The sequence below is a fragment of the Pseudomonas sp. UBA4617 genome, from assembly GCF_002386445.1.
GTDB lineage: Bacteria > Pseudomonadota > Gammaproteobacteria > Pseudomonadales > Pseudomonadaceae > Aquipseudomonas.
Map to the genome: position 1 here is coordinate 179,439 of NZ_DGIR01000021.1, position 16,809 is coordinate 196,247.

Sequence of the window (16,809 nt, forward strand, 5' to 3'; positions counted from 1 at the left end):
CCAGCTTCAGGCGGTCGGCTCGGCGGGGTTTTCCGGCACCTGCAGCGCCACCCACTGCCAGAACAGAACATAGGTGACACCAAGGATTACCGGGCCGATGAACAGGCCGATGATGCCTTTGACCACCATGCCACCGAGCGCACCGATCAGTACCACCGGCATCGGCACATCCACCCCGCGCCCCAGCAGCAACGGCTTGAGCACGTTGTCGGCCAGCCCGGCGACGAAGGTGTAGATGGCGAACACGATGGTCGCCACGGTGAAGCCTTCGGCATTGAAGACATAGATGATCACCGGCAGGGTGATCAGCGTGGCTGGTGCCTGGGCAATCCCCAGCATGAGAATGACGATGGCCAGCATCCCGGCACCTGGCACCCCTTTGACAACGAAGCCGACACCGATCAGCAACATCTGGATGAAGGCAATGCCGATCACGCCCTGGGCCACGGCACGAATGGTGGCGGTGCACAGTTTGGCCAGCGGCTTGCCGCGCTCCTCGCCCGATACCCGCATTGCGATGCGCTGCGCGGCGATTTCGCCACGGTCACCGAAGGCCATGATGATGCCCGAGACGATGATCGCTGCGATGAACAGCAGGAACGCGCCCCCGGCACTGGCAGCAGCCCCCAGCACCGTGCGCCCGGCGCCCTTGAGTTGCGGCATCCACTGGTTCAGCACACCGGCCATGTTTTCCGAAGCCGCCAGCCACAGGGCATGGACTTTCGGCCCGATCATTGGCCAGGTCGCCACCGATTCAGGCGGTGGCGGCACGCTCCAGGCGCCGCTCTTGAGCAAGGTCACCAGGCTGTCCACCGATTCGCCGATCGACATCACCACCAGGTAGATCGGTACCAGCAGCACGACCAGTACCAGCACCACGACCAGGGTCGCCGACAGCCCGTCCTTGAGGCCCGTGCGGCGCTGGATACGGCAATACAGCGGATACAGGGTCACCGCCAGGATCACCGACCACAGCATCAGTTCCAGGAATGGCTGAAACGTCTGGAAGGCAAACATCACCAAGGCGGCTATCAGGCCAGCCTTGATGAGCACATCGAGCAAGCCCCGCGACAGGCCGCTGTCCAGCTTGATACCCGCTTGCATGCTTCACCTCCGAACTTCAGCCAAGCCGTGTGGCGCGATTCACTTGCCCGTTCCAGGGCTTGCCCGGGCGGGGCTGTCGTCAGCCAGTCGCCGCGCCAGGGCCAGCATTATCAAAGGCACCACTGCCATCGACAGGGTGATGGCCAGTACCAACAGGTCGTGCACCTGCTGCGCCAGCACCTGATGCGCCAGCGCCAACTTGAACACCACGAAGGCAAATTCGCCGCCAGAGGCCAGCACCACGCCAAGGCACAGCGCCTGCGCCTGGTCGAGGCCACCGGCCGTACGCCCCAGGCCATACAGCAGCGGCAGCTTGATGGCCACCAGTAACAGCGTCAGCCCCAGCACCAGCAGCGGCAGGTCGAACAGCAGGCGCAGGTCGGCGCTCATGCCAACGCCGACGAAGAACAGCCCCAGCAGCAGGCCCTTGAGCGGCTCGATCTGGGCCTCCAGTTCATGCCGGAAAGGCGACTCGGCCATCAGCACGCCGGCGAGAAAGGCTCCCAGGGCCATCGACACGCCCACATGCTCCATCACCCAGGCCGTGCCCAGCACTACCAGCAAGGCAGTAGCGGTCGACAACTCCGGCAGGCCGGAGCCGACCGTCCACTTGAATACCGGGCTCAACAGATAGCGGCCAAAGACGATCAATGTGCCAAGGCCTACCGCCACCGCCAGCAGCGGCCAGGCGCCTTCATCGGCAGTGCTGACGTTGCCACCGAGCAGCGGTACCACGGCGATCAATGGAATGGCAGCGATATCCTGGAACAGCAGGATGGCCACGGCCAGGCGCCCGTGTGGCTTGCCAAGGTCCTTGCGCTCGGCCAGCACCTGCAGGCCGAAGGCCGTCGACGACAACGCCAACCCGAGGCCGAGCACGATGGCGGCGGCCTGCGACTGGCCGAACGCGAAATACGCCACCATGCCCAGCGCGACGGCGGTCAGCCCGACCTGCAGCGAACCAACGCCAAACAACGCCCGGCGCATGGTCCACAGGCGCTGTGGTGACAGCTCCAGGCCAATGACGAACAACAGCATGACCACGCCCATTTCCGATAACCGCGCCACGTTCTCGGGGTTGTCGAGCAGCCCGAGCACGGAGGGGCCGATGAGGATGCCGGCCAGCAGATAGCCCGGCACTGCACCCATTTTCAGACGCTGAGCCAGCGGTACCAGAAGCACCACGGCCAGCAGGAACACCACCGTCGCCTGTAGCAGGCTGCCGTCATGTGGCATAGGTTTGCACCCTTGCTGCTCCCCGCAGGGGAGGGATCAGAAACGCTCTTCGACCACTTTGAACGGGTAGGCAACGGCCTTGTACTTGCCGATCTTGCCGCGCTTGGGCAGCTTCACCGTCTGCTCCTGGGTGATGTCCTTGTAGGGGATGCGGCCGAGCATGTGGCTGATGATGTTCAGTCGGGCGCGCCGCTTGTCGTTGGAGTGGGCCATGAACCAGGGCGCCCAGGCGCTGTCCGACGCGGCAAACATCTCATCACGGGCCTGGGTGTAGTCATCCCAGCGGGTGTAGGACTTGAGGTCCATGGGCGACAGCTTCCACAGCTTGCGGCCGTCATTGATGCGGTCCTGCAGACGCCGGGTCTGCTCTTCGGCGCTGACCTCCAGCCAGTACTTGATGAGGATGATGCCCGACTCGACCATGACCTTCTCGAACAGCGGTACGCCAGCGAGAAAGCGGTCGGCCTGTTCGCTCGAGCAGAAGCCCATCACCCGTTCGACCCCGGCACGGTTGTACCAGCTGCGATCGAAGATCACCACTTCACCTGCGGCCGGCAGATGACCGACATAGCGCTGCAGGTACATCTGGGTTTTTTCCCGCTCGGTCGGTGCCGGCAACGCCACCACCCGGAAGACCCGCGGGCTGACGCGCTCGGTGATGGCCTTGATGGTGCCGCCCTTGCCAGCGCCGTCGCGGCCTTCGAAGACAATGCAGACCTTCAGGCCCTTGGCCACCACCCACTCCTGCAGTTTCACCAGCTCCACATGCAGGCGCTTGAGTTGCTTCTCGTATGCCTTGCTGCTTAGCTTTTCCGGTTGTTCAAGGGTGGTTTTATTCCTGGACGGCTTCGGCATGGCGCGCTCCTGGGGCGGTTGAGGTGTCAGTATGGTCGATCCATGGCGATTTGCCGCTTCGCTTGTTGTGACCCCAGGTTTTGCGCCTAGCCGATTGATCTGGTGGGCGTTCGGCTGACTGCAAGAGCGGGTTACCCGCTCGCACAGGGAACGGTGTAGCCGCGAGGCGGGTTTACTCGGCCAGCTTGTTGTAGCTGGTCATCAGGTTGCGGTAGTCCGGAATATGGTTGGAGAACAGGGTGCCCAGGCCTTCGATGTCGTTGCGCCAGTCGCGATGCAGCTCGCAGGCCACGCCGAACCAGGTCATCAACTGCGCCCCGGCTGCCTCCATGCGCCGCCAGGCCGAGTCACGGGTCAGTTCGTTGAAGGTCCCGGAGGCGTCGGTGACGACGAACACCTCGAAGCCCTCCTCCAGCGCCGACAGTGCCGGAAAGGCCACACACACTTCGGTGACAACACCAGCGATCAGCAACTGCTTCTTGCCGGTGGCCTTGACCGCATTGACGAAGTCCTCGTTGTCCCACGCATTGATGTTGCCGGGGCGGGCAATGTACGGGGCGTCGGGGAACTGTTCTTTCAGTTCAGGCACCAGCGGGCCGTTGGGGCCGGTTTCGAAACTGGTGGTGAGAATGGTCGGCAGCTTGAAGTACTTGGCCAGGTCTGACAGGGCCAGCACATTGTTCTTGAAGCGGTCGGGGTCGATGTCCCTCACCAGCGAGAGCAGGCCGGTCTGGTGATCGACCAGCAGCACAGCGGTGTTGTTCTTGTCCAGACGCTTGTATTGGAAGGCCATGACGGGTCTCCTTGCTTCGGCAGGTTGGGACTATCAGCGTAGGCAAGGTTCAGCCGCAGGGAATACCGCCAGTCGGTTGCCCGGGGCCGGTGGCACGGGGCGCTGCGCGCACGGCTTGCGAAACGACCAGCGCCGCCACGCCAGCCGCCGACGCATGAATAACTGAAGTGGATCCAGGAGCGGGGCAAGCAACCTATTTCGCAACCCGCCGATACCGATGTTTGGGACTGCGAGGAGACTCAGGGTCGGTCAGCGTCACCGTCAACGGTGGTGTGGGTAATCGCTCATTGCCTGCAGCCCGTTGGAATCAGGCGTCACCTTAATCCCCTGCGCGCGCGAGGCTAAAGGTAACGCAGCCATCACTTCACGAATTCCTGAACTGATTATTTGCCGATAGCGATTTTTCCGCCCGCCGAGCGCCACCAGAATCGCTTCACCATAATCACAAGAACCGTGAGGCCACTTCCGTGGACCAGACACTCCAGGTACGCCAAGCCGCCGCCGAACTCGTTGCCGCGTTCGCCAGCAACGATACCGCCCGTTATTTCGCCTGCTTCAGCGAAGACGCCACCTTCCTGTTCCACACCTTGCCGCAGCCCCTGCTGACACGCCGTGCCTATGAAGAACTGTGGGCGCAGTGGCAGGCCGAGGGCTTTGCCGTGCTCGCCTGTGAATCAGGCAATGCCCAGATCAGCCTGCAAGGCGAGGTGGCGATCTTCATGCATGACGTTGCCACGCACATCCGCAGTGCCGGCGAAGAGCACCAGCTGAGCGAACGCGAGACCATCGTCTTCCGCCGCCACGGTGAACAATGGCTGGCGTGCCACGAGCACCTGTCGGTCGTGTCTGCGAGCTGATCTTCATTCTTCCTGCGGCCTTGCCGCCCTGCCATCGCACCCACAAGAAGGCCCGCGCACCGCGCCGGCCCACAACAACCGCGCTGGAGCATCACCATGAGCCACTCGACCGCTATCGAGACCAACGGCGTCGAACAGATCCCTGAAGATCAACGCGACGCTTCCCCGCTGGACCTGTTCCGCCTGATCTTCGGCGGTGCCAATACCTTTGCCACGGCGGTGCTGGGCAGCTTCCCGGTACTGTTCGGGCTGTCGTTCCAGGCCGGGGTGTGGGCGATCCTGCTTGGCGTCGGCGTTGGCGCCCTGATCCTTGCACCAATGGGCCTGTTCGGCGCACTCAACGGCACCAACAACGCGGTGTCGTCGGGCGCGCATTTTGGCGTGCACGGGCGCATCGTCGGCTCGTTCCTGTCGCTGCTCACCGCGGTGGCGTTCTTCTCGCTGTCGGTATGGAGCTCCGGGGACGCCCTGGTGGGCGGTGCCAAGCGCCTGGCCGGCCTGCCGGAAACCGACCTCACCCTGGGCCTGGCCTACGGCCTGTTCGCGGTACTGGTGCTGGTGGTGTGCATCTTCGGCTTCCGCTTCATGCTGTGGGTCAACAAGGTGGCCGTGTGGGCTTCGAGCCTGCTGTTCCTGCTCGGCATCGTCGCCTTTGCCGGGCCGTTCGACGCCGGTTACGCCGGCAGCGTCAACCTCGGCCAGGCGGGCTTCTGGGCGGCATTCATCGGTGCGGCGATCCTGGCCATGAGCAACCCGGTGTCGTTCGGCGCGTTCCTCGGTGACTGGTCGCGCTACATCCCGCGAGAAACGCCCAAGGCGCGCATCATGCTGGCGGTGATCGCGGCCCAGGCCGCGACGCTGATCCCGTTCCTGTTCGGCCTGTGCACGGCCACGCTGGTGGCGACCCAGGCCCCCGACTATATCGCCGCCAACAACTACGTCGGTGGCCTGCTGGCAGTGGCGCCAAGCTGGTTCTTCCTGCCGGTGTGCCTGATTGCCGTGATTGGCGGCATGTCCACCGGCACCACCGCGCTGTATGGCACCGGCCTGGACATGTCCAGCGTGTTCCCGCGCCTGCTCAGCCGTGCCGGCGCCACCCTGCTGATCGGGTTGCTGGCGATCGGCTTCATCTTCATCGGCCGCTTCACCTTCAACCTGGTGCAGAGCGTGTCGACCTTCGCCGTGCTGATCATCACCTGCACCAGCCCATGGATGGTGATCATGATCCTCGGCCTGGTCACCCGCCGCGGCTTCTACCATGCCGACGACCTGCAGGTGTTCACCCGCGGCCAGCGTGGCGGCCATTACTGGTTCCTGCATGGCTGGAACTGGCGCGGCATGGGCGCGTGGATCCCCAGCGCGGCAGTCGGCCTGTGCTTTGTCAACCTGCCGGGGCAGTTCGTCGGCCCACTGGGTGACCTGGCGGGTGGCATCGACCTGAGCCTGCCGGTCACCTTGGGCCTGGCCGGCGTGCTGTACCTGGTACTGCTCAACCTGTTCCCCGAACCTGCTGGCGTGTATGGCCCCCAGGGCCCGCGTTGGGTGCGTTGCAAAAGCGCCGCGCATACGCCGGTAACCACTGCCGAAATGGCCTGACTGGAAACCGACCATGACCACTTCCCACTATATCGCCGGCCGCTGGGTCGAAGGCCAGGGTAGCGACTGCATCAGCGTCAACGACCCTGCGCTGGGGCAACCGTTCGCCGAACTGATGGCAGCCAGCGCAGCCCAGGTCGACCAGGCCGTGGCTGCCGCCCGTGGTGCCCTACCCGCCTGGAAAGCCACCGGCGCCAGCGAGCGCGCTGGCTACCTGCGCGGCTTTGCCGAGCAACTGGGCCAGCGCCGCGAAGCGTTGATCAGCGTGCAGATGCGCAACAACGGCAAGCCACGCCACGAGGCGGAAATCGACCTGGATGATGCCATTGCCACGTTCAACTACTATGCCGAGCTGGCCGCGCAACTGCCGTCGAAAAACCGTGAGGTCCCCCTGGCTGCCCCAGGTTTCACTGCGCGAACCCGCCTGGAGCCGGTGGGGGTGGTCGGCCTGATCGTGCCGTGGAACTTCCCCTTGGTGACCAGCGCCTGGAAGCTCGCGCCGGCTTTGGCAGCGGGCTGCACGGTGGTGCTCAAGCCCTCGGAAGTAACCCCGCTGGTCGAACAGGCCTACGGCCAGATCGCCGATGCCCTGGGCCTGCCCGCCGGGGTGCTGAACATCGTCAATGGCAAGGCCGAGACCGGTGCCGCGCTGAGCACCCACACTGGCCTGGACAAGCTGTCCTTCACCGGCAGCAACAGCGTCGGCAGCCAGGTGATGCGCAGCGCTGCGACGCAATGCCGGCCGGTGACGCTGGAGCTGGGCGGCAAGTCGGCGATCGTGGTGTTCGATGATTGCGATGCCGACCAGGCGGTGGAATGGATCGTCGCCGGCATCACCTGGAACGCCGGGCAGATGTGTTCGGCCACGTCGCGGCTGCTGGTGCAGGAAGGCATTGCCGATGCGCTGTTGCCACGCTTGCAGGCGGCCCTGGAAAGCCTGCGGGTGGGCAACCCGCTGAGCGAAGAGGTCGACATGGGCCCACTGACCAGCCAGGCGCAGTGGCTGAAGGTGGCCAGCTACTTTGCCACGGCGCGGGAAGAAGGTTTGCAGTGCCTGGCCGGTGGCCGGGCACTGGACCGGGACGGCTGGTTCGTCAGCCCGACGTTGTATGCCGATGTGCCGAAAGACAGCCGCTTGTGGACCGAGGAGATTTTTGGCCCGGTGCTGTGCGCACGTCGCTTCGCTACCGAGGAGCAGGCGATTGCCGAAGCCAACGACAGCCGTTTCGGGCTGGTGGCGACAGTGTGCTCTGCCGACCTGGCGCGCGCCGAGCGGGTGGCCGATGCACTTGAGGTTGGCCATGTGTGGATCAACTCGGTGCAGGCGGTGTTCGTCGAGACCTCCTGGGGCGGCACCAAGGGCAGCGGGATCGGCCGCGAGCTCGGGCCGTGGGGGTTGTCGGCGTACCAGTCGGTCAAGCATGTAACGCGGTGCCTGGGCTGATAGCGCAAGGGGCCGTCATGCGGCCCATTCGCCGGCAAGCCAGCTTGTGTCTTGGTGCGGCCCCAGGCATCAGGATCTTACCCGCGAAGAAGACACCGCGGTGGATGGCACGGGCTTCGCCCGTGTTCGCGGGCAAGCCCGCTCCCACAGGGACCGCGCCAGCTTTTAGAAATTGAGCAAGACCGTTGCTTCTACCCCGACCGTATTTGCCTCAAGCCATGCGCTATGTCTGGGAGAGCTGGCTTGCCGGCGATTCGCTCCCACAGGAACGGCGCCGCCAGTGATTGCTGTGCAGTACCTTTGGGAGCGGCCTTGCGCCGCGATGGGCTGCACAGCAGCCCTCGGCATTCACGCCGTTGCGTCAGCCGACCGCGCGCTTTCTTGCAGCAGTACCATGCTCTGCGGCGAAGACAGGGGAATGCCCTCGTCACGCAAGCGCCCAAGGATGGTAAACAGCAGATCGCTGCGGGTACCCGACACCTGCCGCGGCCCCGCCACGTAACCACTCACGCCAATCACCATGCCACTGCTGGTCAGATCCTTGAACGACACGGAGGTGGCCGGTGCGTCGAGAATCGCCTCATGCTCCTGGTACGCCGCCAACAACAGCTCACGCACGCGGTTGGCATCGGTTTCCAGCGGCAAGGTCAGGGTGATGCCGACCACCCCCAGCGCATTGCCCATGGTCACGTTGCGCACGTTCTGGGAAATGAACTGCGAGTTGGGCACGATCACCGTCGAACGGTCGGACATCTGGATTTCTGTAGCACGCACGTTGATGCGGCGAATGTCGCCTTCGACACCGGCCAGGCTGACCCAGTCACCAACCTTCACCGGGCGCTCGGTCAGCAGGATCAGGCCGGAGATGAAGTTCTGCACGATCTGCTGCAGGCCGAAACCGATACCCACCGACAGGGCACTGACTACCCAGGTCAGGCTGGTGAGGTTGATGCGCAAGGTCGACATCACCAGCATGGCCAGGAAGATGAAGCCCAGGTAACCCACCAGGGTGACCAACGAGGCACGCATGCCGGCGTCCATGTCGGTTTCCGGTAGCAGGCGCTCACTCAGCCAGCGCTTGACCACGCGGATGGCGAACAGGCCACCAAAGAAAATCACCAGCGCCAGCAGGATGTCCTGGGGCACGATATTCAGGTTGCCGAGCAGCTTGCCGCCGGTGCCGTCCCAGTCAGCCAGGCTCAACAGCAGCTCGCTGGGGCTGGTGCCCGACGGCATCAGCGCCAGTAGCAGCGCCAGGAACAGCACCACGGTGCGGCCGATACCGGCAAGGATGGTGCTGGCCTGGGCCTGGTGACGCGGCGCCAGGCCCAAGGTCGAGGCCAGCGCCAGGCCGCCAGGCTGGCGCGGCGACAACAGGGTTTCGCACAGGTCGCCAAAGAAGGTGGTCAGCAGGTAGGCACAGGTGATGACCAGGCTGACCCACAGCAACTTGCCGGTAAGGAAGTAGGCGAGTGTCAGGTAGCCGGCAAGCAGCGCCAGCAGGATCAGCGTCAGCCAGATCACCATCACGAACGGAATCAGCCCGGCCAGGCCTTTCGGGCGCTCCAGGTCATGCTTGCGCAGGGTCCGGCGGTAACGCAGTAGCGCACCGGCGAAGGTGAACGCCACCACCAGCGCGGTCAGGCCGTTGACGGCCACGGTCAATGCCAGGCTGGCGCCGATCACACTATTGATGCGCTCCATGGTCATCATGACCATCAGCGCCAGCGCCAGGACCTTGGGGAACCAGCCCAGCGCGCTGGCCACTTCGTCATGGATCGGCGGCAGGCGCCAGGACGGGCGCTGCAGCATCAGCATGGCGCGGCCCAGGCCGGTGATGAAGGCGCTGAACACTACCAGGGCGAGCACATGGTTGGCCAGGCTGGCGATATCGGAGCCCAGTTCGGCGCTGCTCTCCAGCCCCCAGCGCAGCAGCGAGACCGACCCGGCGATGGTACCCAGGGTCGCCAGGCTGACGCCAAGCGCCAACGAACTGCGACGCAGGCGGCCTTCGGGCAGCCAGTTGACCATGGCGCTGGCCAACAGGCGCTCGAATACGCGGCGCACCAAGGTCCAGACCAGGATGGCGGCAACCAGGCTGGTGATGAACAGCCAGCGGTGCTCGGCGCTGAAGGCGCTGCCAATGGCGTCGGCCGCCTCGGCACGCAGGTCATGCAGGCGCGCCAAATCGTCCTGGGTAGGACGAATGATGCTCTGCCAGAAGGCCGGGCTGAGTGGCGACGCCGCGCGGCTGGTGATCTGCGAGTTGAACTTGCTGCGGCGCAGGTTGACGATCTGCGTGGACAGGTCGCGAGCCGACTGGGTCAGCTTGATGGCCTGGTCCTGCTGCGCCACCAGCGCCTTTTTCTCAGCTTCCAGCTCTTTGCGCTGCTGGGTCAGGGCTGCCGCCTCGTCCGGCTGGCGCGGGCCGATGACCTTGAGCTGGTCGTCGAGTTTTTCCACGTCCGCAGTGCGCAGGGCACTCAACGCATCGGCCTGGCGTTGAACCTGTACGGCGCCCAGACGTAGTTGCGACAGTAGATCGTCGTTGGCTTCACTGGTAACGCCCTGGCGGATCTGGTCCAGGCGCTCGCTCAGTTGTTCGATGCTGGCGTTTTCATCCAGCTCCGGCGCTTCGGCGACTGCCAGGTTGGATAACGGCGTGGCCGGGGCCGACCAGGCGGGGCTGGCAACCAGCAGCAGAAAAGCCATCAGGACCATCAGTCCTGGGCAGTGACGGGCAAGGCTGACACGCCTCATCGAATATTCCTCTTGCAATTCGATTTGGCGGGGGATTCTACGCGGCTTCACGCGATCAGGAGAGTGCCGTTTCTCGCTTGAGCAGTTGCGCTTTGCGCGCCACTCCCCAGCGGTAGCCGCTGAGGTCGCCGTCGCGGCGCACCACCCGATGACAAGGAATTGCCACGGCGATGCGGTTGGCCGCGCAGGCCATGGCCACCGCGCGTACCGCCTTGGGCGCACCGATGCGCTCGGCGATCTCGGTGTAGCTGACCCGGCTGCCGGCCGGTATCTCGCGCAGAGCCTGCCATACCCGCTCCTGGAAGGCGGTGCCCTGCACATCCAGGGGCAGGGCCAGGCCCAATGACGGCGCTTCGACGAAGCCCACCACTTCGGCAACCAGCTGTTCGTAGGCGCTATCGCCGCCGATCAGCCGGGCCTTGGGGAACTGGTCCTGCAGCTCGCGCAACAAGGTTTCGGGGTCGTCGCCCAGCAGGATCGCACAGATGCCCTTGTCGCTCTGGGCCACCAGGATCGCGCCCAGTGAACACTGGCCAAGGGCGAAATGAATGCTCGCCCCGGCACCGCCAGCGCGGTACTGCCGCGGGTGCATGCCCAGGCGCTGCTCGGCGCTTTCGTAGAAGCGGCTGTTGGAGTTGTACCCGGCGTCGTAGATGGCCTCGGTGACCGAGCGTTGGCCGTCCGCCAGGTGCGCACGCAGGCGCCGAGCGCGGAAAGCCGTGGCGTAGGCCTTGGGGGTGAGGCCGGTTTCGGCCTTGAACAGCCGGTGCAGGTGGAACGGGCTGATGGCCAGCTCGGTGCTGAGCTGGTCCAGGCTGGGCGCGGAGTCGCAGGCTTCGATAAGGCGGCAGGCGCGGGTGACCAGCTGGCTGTGGCGAGTGGGGGTGGCCGTCGCGGTGCAGCGCTTGCAGGCGCGGTAACCGGCCGCTTCGGCAGCGGTCGGGGTGTCGTAGAACGCGACATTGCTGCGCTTGGCCAGGCGTGACTTGCAGCCGGGCTGGCAATAGATGCCGGTGGTGCGCACGGCGTAGACGAAGTGGCCGCTGGCACTGATGTCACGGGCTTCTACAGCTTGCCAGCGTTGTTCGGGGGTGGTGTAGCGGTTCATCGGTCAGTGTCCAGATAAGTTGTTGCCTGTGCAGGCCCTGCAAGGCTTCAGGCCCGCCACAGGTACCAAGCTGCCACGGTGCGGTACGGTCGCCAGCCGCCCCCCAGCGAGCGCATCTGCGCCGGCGTCGGCGCCTTGTCCAGCCCCTTCAGCCGGCGGTATCCCTCACGCACGCCAAAATCGTCAACCGGTAGTACATCCGAACGCGCCAGGCTGTAGATCAGCAACATTTCCACGGTCCACCGCCCTACCCCGCGCAGCGCCACCAGGCGCTCGACCAACGCCTCGTCGGCCATGGCCATGGCTTCTTCCCGGGTCGGCACCAGGCCCTCGAGCCGGCCCCGGGCGATGCCCTGAAGCGTGGCCATCTTGCTTGCCGAAAAACCGCAGGCGCGCATCGTTTCCGGGGCAACCGCCAACAATTGCTCCGGCCCCGGGAACGCGTTGTCCGGGAACAGTGCCAGCAACCGCCCGAGAATGGCTTCGGCGGCACGCGCATGCAACTGCTGGTAGGCAATCGCCCGCACCAGCACTTCATAGGGTTCACGCCCCGGCGTGGCCTGGTGCAGGCAAGGCCCGGTCGCAGCGATGTGCCGCGCCCAGTCCGGGTCGAGCGCCGCCAGATAAGCGGTGGCCTCACGGCAGGCATCAGGCGAAAGGTCGGCGAGGATCATGACACCTCCATCAGGTCGAGTGCAGGTCCAGCTTAGCGCAGCCGCGCCATGGGCAAACGCCGGTTCTTGCGCGGTAATTGCTCGCATAACGTTGCTCAGCGGCATCGTCCCGCATAGAATTGAGAACCATTCACAATCGCATGCACACGGGACCGGCCCTTCACTACGATGCAGACCAACGACATGCTCCAGCCCGCCGAGGTCGCTGTGCTCTATCAGGCCCACCATTCCTGGCTTCGCAGCTGGCTGCGCAGCCGGGTCGGTTGCCGCGAACAGGCCGCCGACCTGGCCCAGGATACCTTCGTGCGGTTGTTGCGGGCGCGTCAGGTGTCGCCACTGAAGGAGCCGCGTGCCTATCTCAGCAGCATCGCCCGAGGCCTGATGATCGATCAGTTTCGCCGCCGCGCGCTGGAACGGGCCTTCCAGGAAAGCCTGGCGCACCTGCCGGAAGCCGACGTGCCCAGCGAAGAAGATCGACTGCTCATACTCGATACCCTGGCACGCCTCGACCAAGCCTTGCATCAGCTCAAACCGCGTGCCCGGCAGGCATTCCTGCTGGCCCAGCTCGACGGGTTGAGCATCGTGCGGATTGCCCAACGGCTGAATGTGTCGCGGGCCACGGTCGAGCGCGATCTGGCCAAGGCCCTGGGCGCCTGCTACCGGTTGCGCTATGCCGACGCCTGACAGCAGGCCCGCGCAGGCGCATGTCGACCAGGCGATCGATTGGCTGGTGAAGCTGCGCTTCGACCGCCCCAGTCCGCGTCTGGAGCAGCAGTTCCAGCAATGGTTGGCCAGCCATCCGCATAATCCCCTGGCCTGGCAACGGGTCAGCCGCCTCGGCGACGAGCTCGCCGGGCTGCCCAACGACCTGAGCCGACGCACCCTGGATACCTGCCAGCGGCAGCACGGCAGCCGTCGCGACCACCTCAAGCTATTGGCCGTGCTGGCCGTGGGCGGCAGCCTGGGCTGGGCCGCGCGCGAACCGTTGGGCCTGCCTCAGCTGCTGGCCGACAGCAGTACCGCCACCGGCGAACGCCGCCAACTGCAAGGCAACGACGGCAGCCGCATCCAGCTCAACACCGCCAGCGCCATCGACCTGCATTACGAGGCTGGGCAACGCCGGCTGCAACTGCTGCGCGGCGAGGCGAGCCTGGACAGCAACCCCAACGACAACCGCCCATTCCGCATCGACACTCGCGTCGGCCCAATGACTACCCTCGATGGCCAACTGCTGCTGCGCGAGAACGACCATGGCCTGTTGCTGGCAGTGCGTCGGGGCGCTATCACGTTGTTCCCCGCCTCTGCTTCGCCACGCCGGGTGCTGCCTGGCGAAACCTTGCAGGTGTGGCCCAGCGGCAGCTGCCAGGCGGTGACGCTGCGCAGCGACCCGTGGGGCTGGACCGACGGCGTACTCAGCGTGCAACAAATGCCGTTGGGCGAGTTCATCGCCGAACTGGCGCGCTACCGCCCGGGCCTGCTGCGCTGCGCCCCCGAGGTTGCCGGGCTGGCTGTTTCCGGCACCTACCAGCTGAACGACACCGGGCAGATCCTGCAGTTGCTCACCCGCAGCCTGCCGGTGCGGGTCGATTACCACACGCGCTATTGGGTAAGCATCGGCGCGGCCTGAACAACCTCAGTCGGCCAATGCGCGCAAACGCCCTGCGCGCCGATACGACTGCCGGGCAAAGCACACGAACAAGCCGGCCATCAGTGCCAGTGCCATTGGCAGTCCATGCGGCGCCACGTCCATCGCTGCGCCGCTCAGCAGCGGCCCGACCAGGCTGCCGACGCCCCACAGCAAGCCCACGCTGGCGTTGGCGGTAACCAGGTCCTGCCCCTTGAAGCGCTGCCCGATCAACACCAGCGCCAAGGTATAGATGCCACCGGCCACGGCACCCAGCAGCACCAGCAGCGGCCAGAGCAGCCAGGTCAGGTTCAGCAGCCAGGGCAAGCCGATACCGATCGTCATCGCCACCAGCCCGCAGGCCAGGTGCAGCCCGGTACGCTCGACCCGGTCGGCCAACCAGCCCAGCGGTAGCTGGAACAGCATGTCGCCAGCAAACACCACTGTCACCATCAGCGCCGCCACGCCCACGGCGAAGCCATGGCTGCTGGCATAGACCGGCAGCAGCGACAGCACCACCGCATCGAAGAACGAGAAGAACAGCACCGCTACGCACAACGCCGGCGCGACACGGAAGAAACCGGCCAGACCGAAGCTTTTCTCGCCTTCTTCATGTTCGACATGGTCGTTGGGCACGGTCAGCGCGATGCACAGCAATGCCAGGCCATAGCAAGCAGTGACCACGGCGATGATCCAGGGGCTGTCGGCGCCCAGCACGGCCAGCATGGCCGGGCCGAGCACCTGGAAGCCAGTGAAGCTGGTAGCGTACAGGGCCATGATCTTGCCGCGGTTATGTTCCACGCATAGCTCGTTGACCCATGATTCGCCGAGGATGATGGCGATACCCATGCCCAGCCCCAGGCCCAGGCGTAGCAGCGCCAGCAGCCAGAGGGAGCCGAACGCCGATTCGAGCAGGGCGATGCTGATCGTGCACAAGCTGAAGCACAGCAGATAGAGGGTGCGCCGGGTGAAATGGCGACAGCAGAAATCGACCAGAAACGCCGAGAGCATCATGCCCGCAGCCGGGATGGCCGAGAGGATGCCGATCTCCAGCGTGCTCGCCCCCGCTTCATGCAGGCGCAACGACACCAGTGGCAGGCTGGCCCCCAGGCTGAAGCCCACCACCGAGACGGCGAACAACAGGCCCGCCAGCAAACGCATGTTCATGTACCACTCCTTGCAAACCGAAAAGACGTGCAGACACAGGCGCGCACGCCAGGGCGGCGCGCGACGCGAAAGCGCAGATCAGGTCAGGCGAGGTGTGGCGAGAAGGTGAAGGCAAACAGCACGCTGCGGCGACGCTTGAGCACGGTGTCACGCGGCCACGCACGGCGCAGGGCCTGGAGGGCAGGCTGGCGGGCGTGTGGCAGGGACTGGGTACGGCGCATTGCGGTGGCTACTACGCAGGTGATTGGGGAAAAGAGGCGGCACTCTAGGCCAAGGGGGCCAGGTCGTCAATCGTCGGGGCGGCTGCGCGCCCCGCCGATATCAGCGCTTGCCGGTACTCGGCAAGAACACCGCCAACACTCCGAACAGTGGCAGGAACGAGCACAGCCCATACACATATTCGATGCCGCGCAGGTCCGCCACATACCCCAGCAGTGCTGCGCCAATGCCGCCGAAACCGAACATCAACCCGAAGAAGATCCCGGCAATCATGCCGACGCTGCCCGGTACCAGCTCCTGCGCATAGACCACGATGGCGGAAAACGCCGAAGCCAGGATGAAACCGATCACCACGCTCAGTACCGTGGTCCAGAACAGGTCGGCATAAGGCAGTGCCAGGGTGAATGGCGCCGCGCCCAGGATCGAGAACCAGATCACCGCCTTGCGCCCGATGCGGTCGCCGATCGGCCCGCCAAAGAACGTGCCCGCCGCCACTGCACCGAGGAACAGGAACAGGTGCAGCTGCGAGCTGGCCACCGACACCTGGAACTTCTCGATCAGGTAGAAAGTGAAGTAGCTGGTGAAGCTGGCCATGTAGAAGTACTTGGAGAACACCAGCAAGCCCAGCACGATCAACGCTGCGACCACCCGCGTGCGGGAAATGCCGTGGGTTGCCTGTACCGCCTTGCGCGCCTTGGCCTGGTTGAGGTGTTCCTTGTACCAGCTGCGCAGCATCAAGGTTACGCACAGGAAGAACAGCGCGGCCAGGCCGAACCAGGCGACGTGGCTCTGGCCGAACGGAATGACGATGGCTGCTGCCAGCAGCGGGCCCAGTGCCGAACCGGTGTTGCCACCCACCTGAAAAGTCGACTGGGCCAGGCCGAAACGGCCACCCGAAGCCAGGCGGGCGATGCGTGAAGTCTCGGGGTGGAACGTCGAGGAGCCGATGCCTACCAGCGCCGAAGCCAGCAGGATCATGGGGAAGCTGCCGACGAAAGCCAGCATCACGATACCGACCAAGGTGCACAGCGTGCCGAGCGGCAACAGGTTGGGTGCGGGCCGGCGGTCGGTGAAGAAGCCAACCCAGGGCTGCAGCAACGAGGCAGTGATCTGGAAGGTCAGGGTAATCATGCCGATCTGGGCGAAACTCAGGTCATAGTTGGCCTTGAGCATCGGGTAGATCGCCGGCAGCACCGACTGGATCAGGTCATTGATCAGGTGCGCCAGCGCGCAGAAACCGATGATGCGCATCACCAGCGGCGTGGCTTGGCTCGCCGCCGCCGTGGTGGATGCTGTGGGGGCGCTACTGGTGGCCATGTCCCTGAGTCTCCGTCCGCAGTTTGGGATCCGATTATCAGGAAATAGATAGCTA

General features: G+C 65.0%; 15 protein-coding genes. 5 read left to right on the top strand and 10 right to left on the bottom strand.

The features are described 5' to 3' along the window. Nucleotides 1-6: 6 nt before the first annotated feature. From B4L76_RS08695 to ycaC, 4 genes are all read right to left on the bottom strand, one after another. On the bottom strand, nucleotides 7-1,104 hold the full coding sequence (locus B4L76_RS08695) for an AI-2E family transporter (protein WP_296231827.1): 1,098 nt from the start codon (nucleotides 1,102-1,104) through the stop codon (nucleotides 7-9). Between the two features lie 39 nt (nucleotides 1,105-1,143). Further along, nucleotides 1,144-2,340, bottom strand: coding sequence for a monovalent cation:proton antiporter-2 (CPA2) family protein (locus B4L76_RS08700; protein ID WP_296231829.1), 1,197 nt, complete (start codon nucleotides 2,338-2,340; stop codon nucleotides 1,144-1,146). Between the two features lie 36 nt (nucleotides 2,341-2,376). Continuing rightward, entirely contained in the window at nucleotides 2,377-3,195 is an 819-nt protein-coding gene (gene ppk2, locus B4L76_RS08705; protein ID WP_296231830.1) for a polyphosphate kinase 2, read from the bottom strand. Between the two features lie 172 nt (nucleotides 3,196-3,367). Continuing rightward, a complete protein-coding gene (gene ycaC, locus B4L76_RS08710) occupies nucleotides 3,368-3,988 on the bottom strand; it encodes an isochorismate family cysteine hydrolase YcaC (RefSeq protein WP_296231831.1) in 621 nt (206 codons plus the stop codon). Nucleotides 3,989-4,455: 467 nt separating this feature from the next. Here ycaC and B4L76_RS08715 point away from each other — a divergent pair, with 467 nt between their 5' ends. The 3 genes from B4L76_RS08715 to B4L76_RS08725 all read left to right on the top strand — a co-directional run bounded on the left by B4L76_RS08715 (nucleotide 4,456) and on the right by B4L76_RS08725 (nucleotide 7,885). Next, nucleotides 4,456-4,845, top strand: a complete 390-nt coding sequence (locus B4L76_RS08715) for a YybH family protein (RefSeq protein WP_296231832.1) — start codon at nucleotides 4,456-4,458, stop codon at nucleotides 4,843-4,845. Between the two features lie 96 nt (nucleotides 4,846-4,941). After that, nucleotides 4,942-6,441, top strand: a complete 1,500-nt coding sequence (locus tag B4L76_RS08720) for a purine-cytosine permease family protein (RefSeq protein ID WP_296231834.1) — start codon at nucleotides 4,942-4,944, stop codon at nucleotides 6,439-6,441. Between the two features lie 13 nt (nucleotides 6,442-6,454). Further along, nucleotides 6,455-7,885 carry an aldehyde dehydrogenase family protein gene (locus B4L76_RS08725; protein ID WP_296231835.1) on the top strand — a complete coding sequence of 477 codons (1,431 nt, stop codon included), beginning with the start codon at nucleotides 6,455-6,457 and terminating at the stop codon, nucleotides 7,883-7,885. Nucleotides 7,886-8,233: 348 nt separating this feature from the next. Here the strand turns inward: B4L76_RS08725 and B4L76_RS08730 are convergent, their stop codons facing one another. The 3 genes from B4L76_RS08730 to B4L76_RS08740 are packed head-to-tail and all read right to left on the bottom strand — an operon-like array spanning nucleotide 8,234 to nucleotide 12,427. Further along, nucleotides 8,234-10,645 (bottom strand): DUF3772 domain-containing protein, encoded by a 2,412-nt coding sequence (locus tag B4L76_RS08730; protein WP_296231836.1) that lies wholly within the window; start codon nucleotides 10,643-10,645, stop codon nucleotides 8,234-8,236. 55 nt (nucleotides 10,646-10,700) lie between these two features. Next, on the bottom strand, nucleotides 10,701-11,753 hold the full coding sequence (gene ada / locus B4L76_RS08735) for a bifunctional DNA-binding transcriptional regulator/O6-methylguanine-DNA methyltransferase Ada (protein ID WP_296231838.1): 1,053 nt from the start codon (nucleotides 11,751-11,753) through the stop codon (nucleotides 10,701-10,703). A gap of 47 nt (nucleotides 11,754-11,800) precedes the next feature. Continuing rightward, nucleotides 11,801-12,427, bottom strand: a complete 627-nt coding sequence (locus B4L76_RS08740) for a DNA-3-methyladenine glycosylase family protein (RefSeq protein WP_296231839.1) — start codon at nucleotides 12,425-12,427, stop codon at nucleotides 11,801-11,803. Nucleotides 12,428-12,595: 168 nt separating this feature from the next. Here B4L76_RS08740 and B4L76_RS08745 point away from each other — a divergent pair, with 168 nt between their 5' ends. Next, nucleotides 12,596-13,111: a sigma-70 family RNA polymerase sigma factor gene (locus B4L76_RS08745; RefSeq protein WP_296231841.1), complete on the top strand. Its 516-nt coding sequence runs from the start codon at nucleotides 12,596-12,598 to the stop codon at nucleotides 13,109-13,111. Further along, complete coding sequence (locus B4L76_RS08750) at nucleotides 13,098-14,054, top strand: FecR domain-containing protein (protein WP_296231843.1); 957 nt, start codon at nucleotides 13,098-13,100, stop codon at nucleotides 14,052-14,054. Before B4L76_RS08745 ends, B4L76_RS08750 begins: the two co-directional genes overlap by 14 nt. 6 nt (nucleotides 14,055-14,060) lie before the next feature. Here B4L76_RS08750 and B4L76_RS08755 read toward each other — a convergent pair whose 3' ends face one another. From B4L76_RS08755 to B4L76_RS08765, 3 genes are all read right to left on the bottom strand, one after another. After that, nucleotides 14,061-15,218: an MFS transporter gene (locus B4L76_RS08755; RefSeq protein ID WP_296231845.1), complete on the bottom strand. Its 1,158-nt coding sequence runs from the start codon at nucleotides 15,216-15,218 to the stop codon at nucleotides 14,061-14,063. A gap of 83 nt (nucleotides 15,219-15,301) precedes the next feature. Further along, nucleotides 15,302-15,439: a hypothetical protein gene (locus B4L76_RS08760; RefSeq protein WP_296231847.1), complete on the bottom strand. Its 138-nt coding sequence runs from the start codon at nucleotides 15,437-15,439 to the stop codon at nucleotides 15,302-15,304. A 100-nt stretch (nucleotides 15,440-15,539) separates the two neighbouring features. Then, complete coding sequence (locus B4L76_RS08765; RefSeq protein WP_296231849.1) at nucleotides 15,540-16,754, bottom strand: MFS transporter; 1,215 nt, start codon at nucleotides 16,752-16,754, stop codon at nucleotides 15,540-15,542. Nucleotides 16,755-16,809: the final 55 nt, after the last annotated feature.

Excerpts from the sequence above, each read along its gene's own strand:
- B4L76_RS08740 (WP_296231839.1), bottom strand. The coding sequence starts at position 12,427 with ATGATCCTCGCCGACCTTTCGCCTGATGCCTGCCGTGAGGCCACCGCT.
- B4L76_RS08730 (WP_296231836.1), bottom strand. The coding sequence starts at position 10,645 with ATGAGGCGTGTCAGCCTTGCCCGTCACTGCCCAGGACTGATGGTCCTG.
- B4L76_RS08760 (WP_296231847.1), bottom strand. The coding sequence starts at position 15,439 with ATGCGCCGTACCCAGTCCCTGCCACACGCCCGCCAGCCTGCCCTCCAG.
- B4L76_RS08750 (WP_296231843.1), top strand. The coding sequence starts at position 13,098 with ATGCCGACGCCTGACAGCAGGCCCGCGCAGGCGCATGTCGACCAGGCG.
- B4L76_RS08720 (WP_296231834.1), top strand. The coding sequence starts at position 4,942 with ATGAGCCACTCGACCGCTATCGAGACCAACGGCGTCGAACAGATCCCT.
- B4L76_RS08725 (WP_296231835.1), top strand. The coding sequence starts at position 6,455 with ATGACCACTTCCCACTATATCGCCGGCCGCTGGGTCGAAGGCCAGGGT.
- ycaC (WP_296231831.1), bottom strand. The coding sequence starts at position 3,988 with ATGGCCTTCCAATACAAGCGTCTGGACAAGAACAACACCGCTGTGCTG.
- B4L76_RS08765 (WP_296231849.1), bottom strand. The coding sequence starts at position 16,754 with ATGGCCACCAGTAGCGCCCCCACAGCATCCACCACGGCGGCGGCGAGC.
- B4L76_RS08745 (WP_296231841.1), top strand. The coding sequence starts at position 12,596 with ATGCAGACCAACGACATGCTCCAGCCCGCCGAGGTCGCTGTGCTCTAT.
- B4L76_RS08695 (WP_296231827.1), bottom strand. The coding sequence starts at position 1,104 with ATGCAAGCGGGTATCAAGCTGGACAGCGGCCTGTCGCGGGGCTTGCTC.
- ada (WP_296231838.1), bottom strand. The coding sequence starts at position 11,753 with ATGAACCGCTACACCACCCCCGAACAACGCTGGCAAGCTGTAGAAGCC.
- B4L76_RS08755 (WP_296231845.1), bottom strand. The coding sequence starts at position 15,218 with ATGAACATGCGTTTGCTGGCGGGCCTGTTGTTCGCCGTCTCGGTGGTG.
- ppk2 (WP_296231830.1), bottom strand. The coding sequence starts at position 3,195 with ATGCCGAAGCCGTCCAGGAATAAAACCACCCTTGAACAACCGGAAAAG.
- B4L76_RS08700 (WP_296231829.1), bottom strand. The coding sequence starts at position 2,340 with ATGCCACATGACGGCAGCCTGCTACAGGCGACGGTGGTGTTCCTGCTG.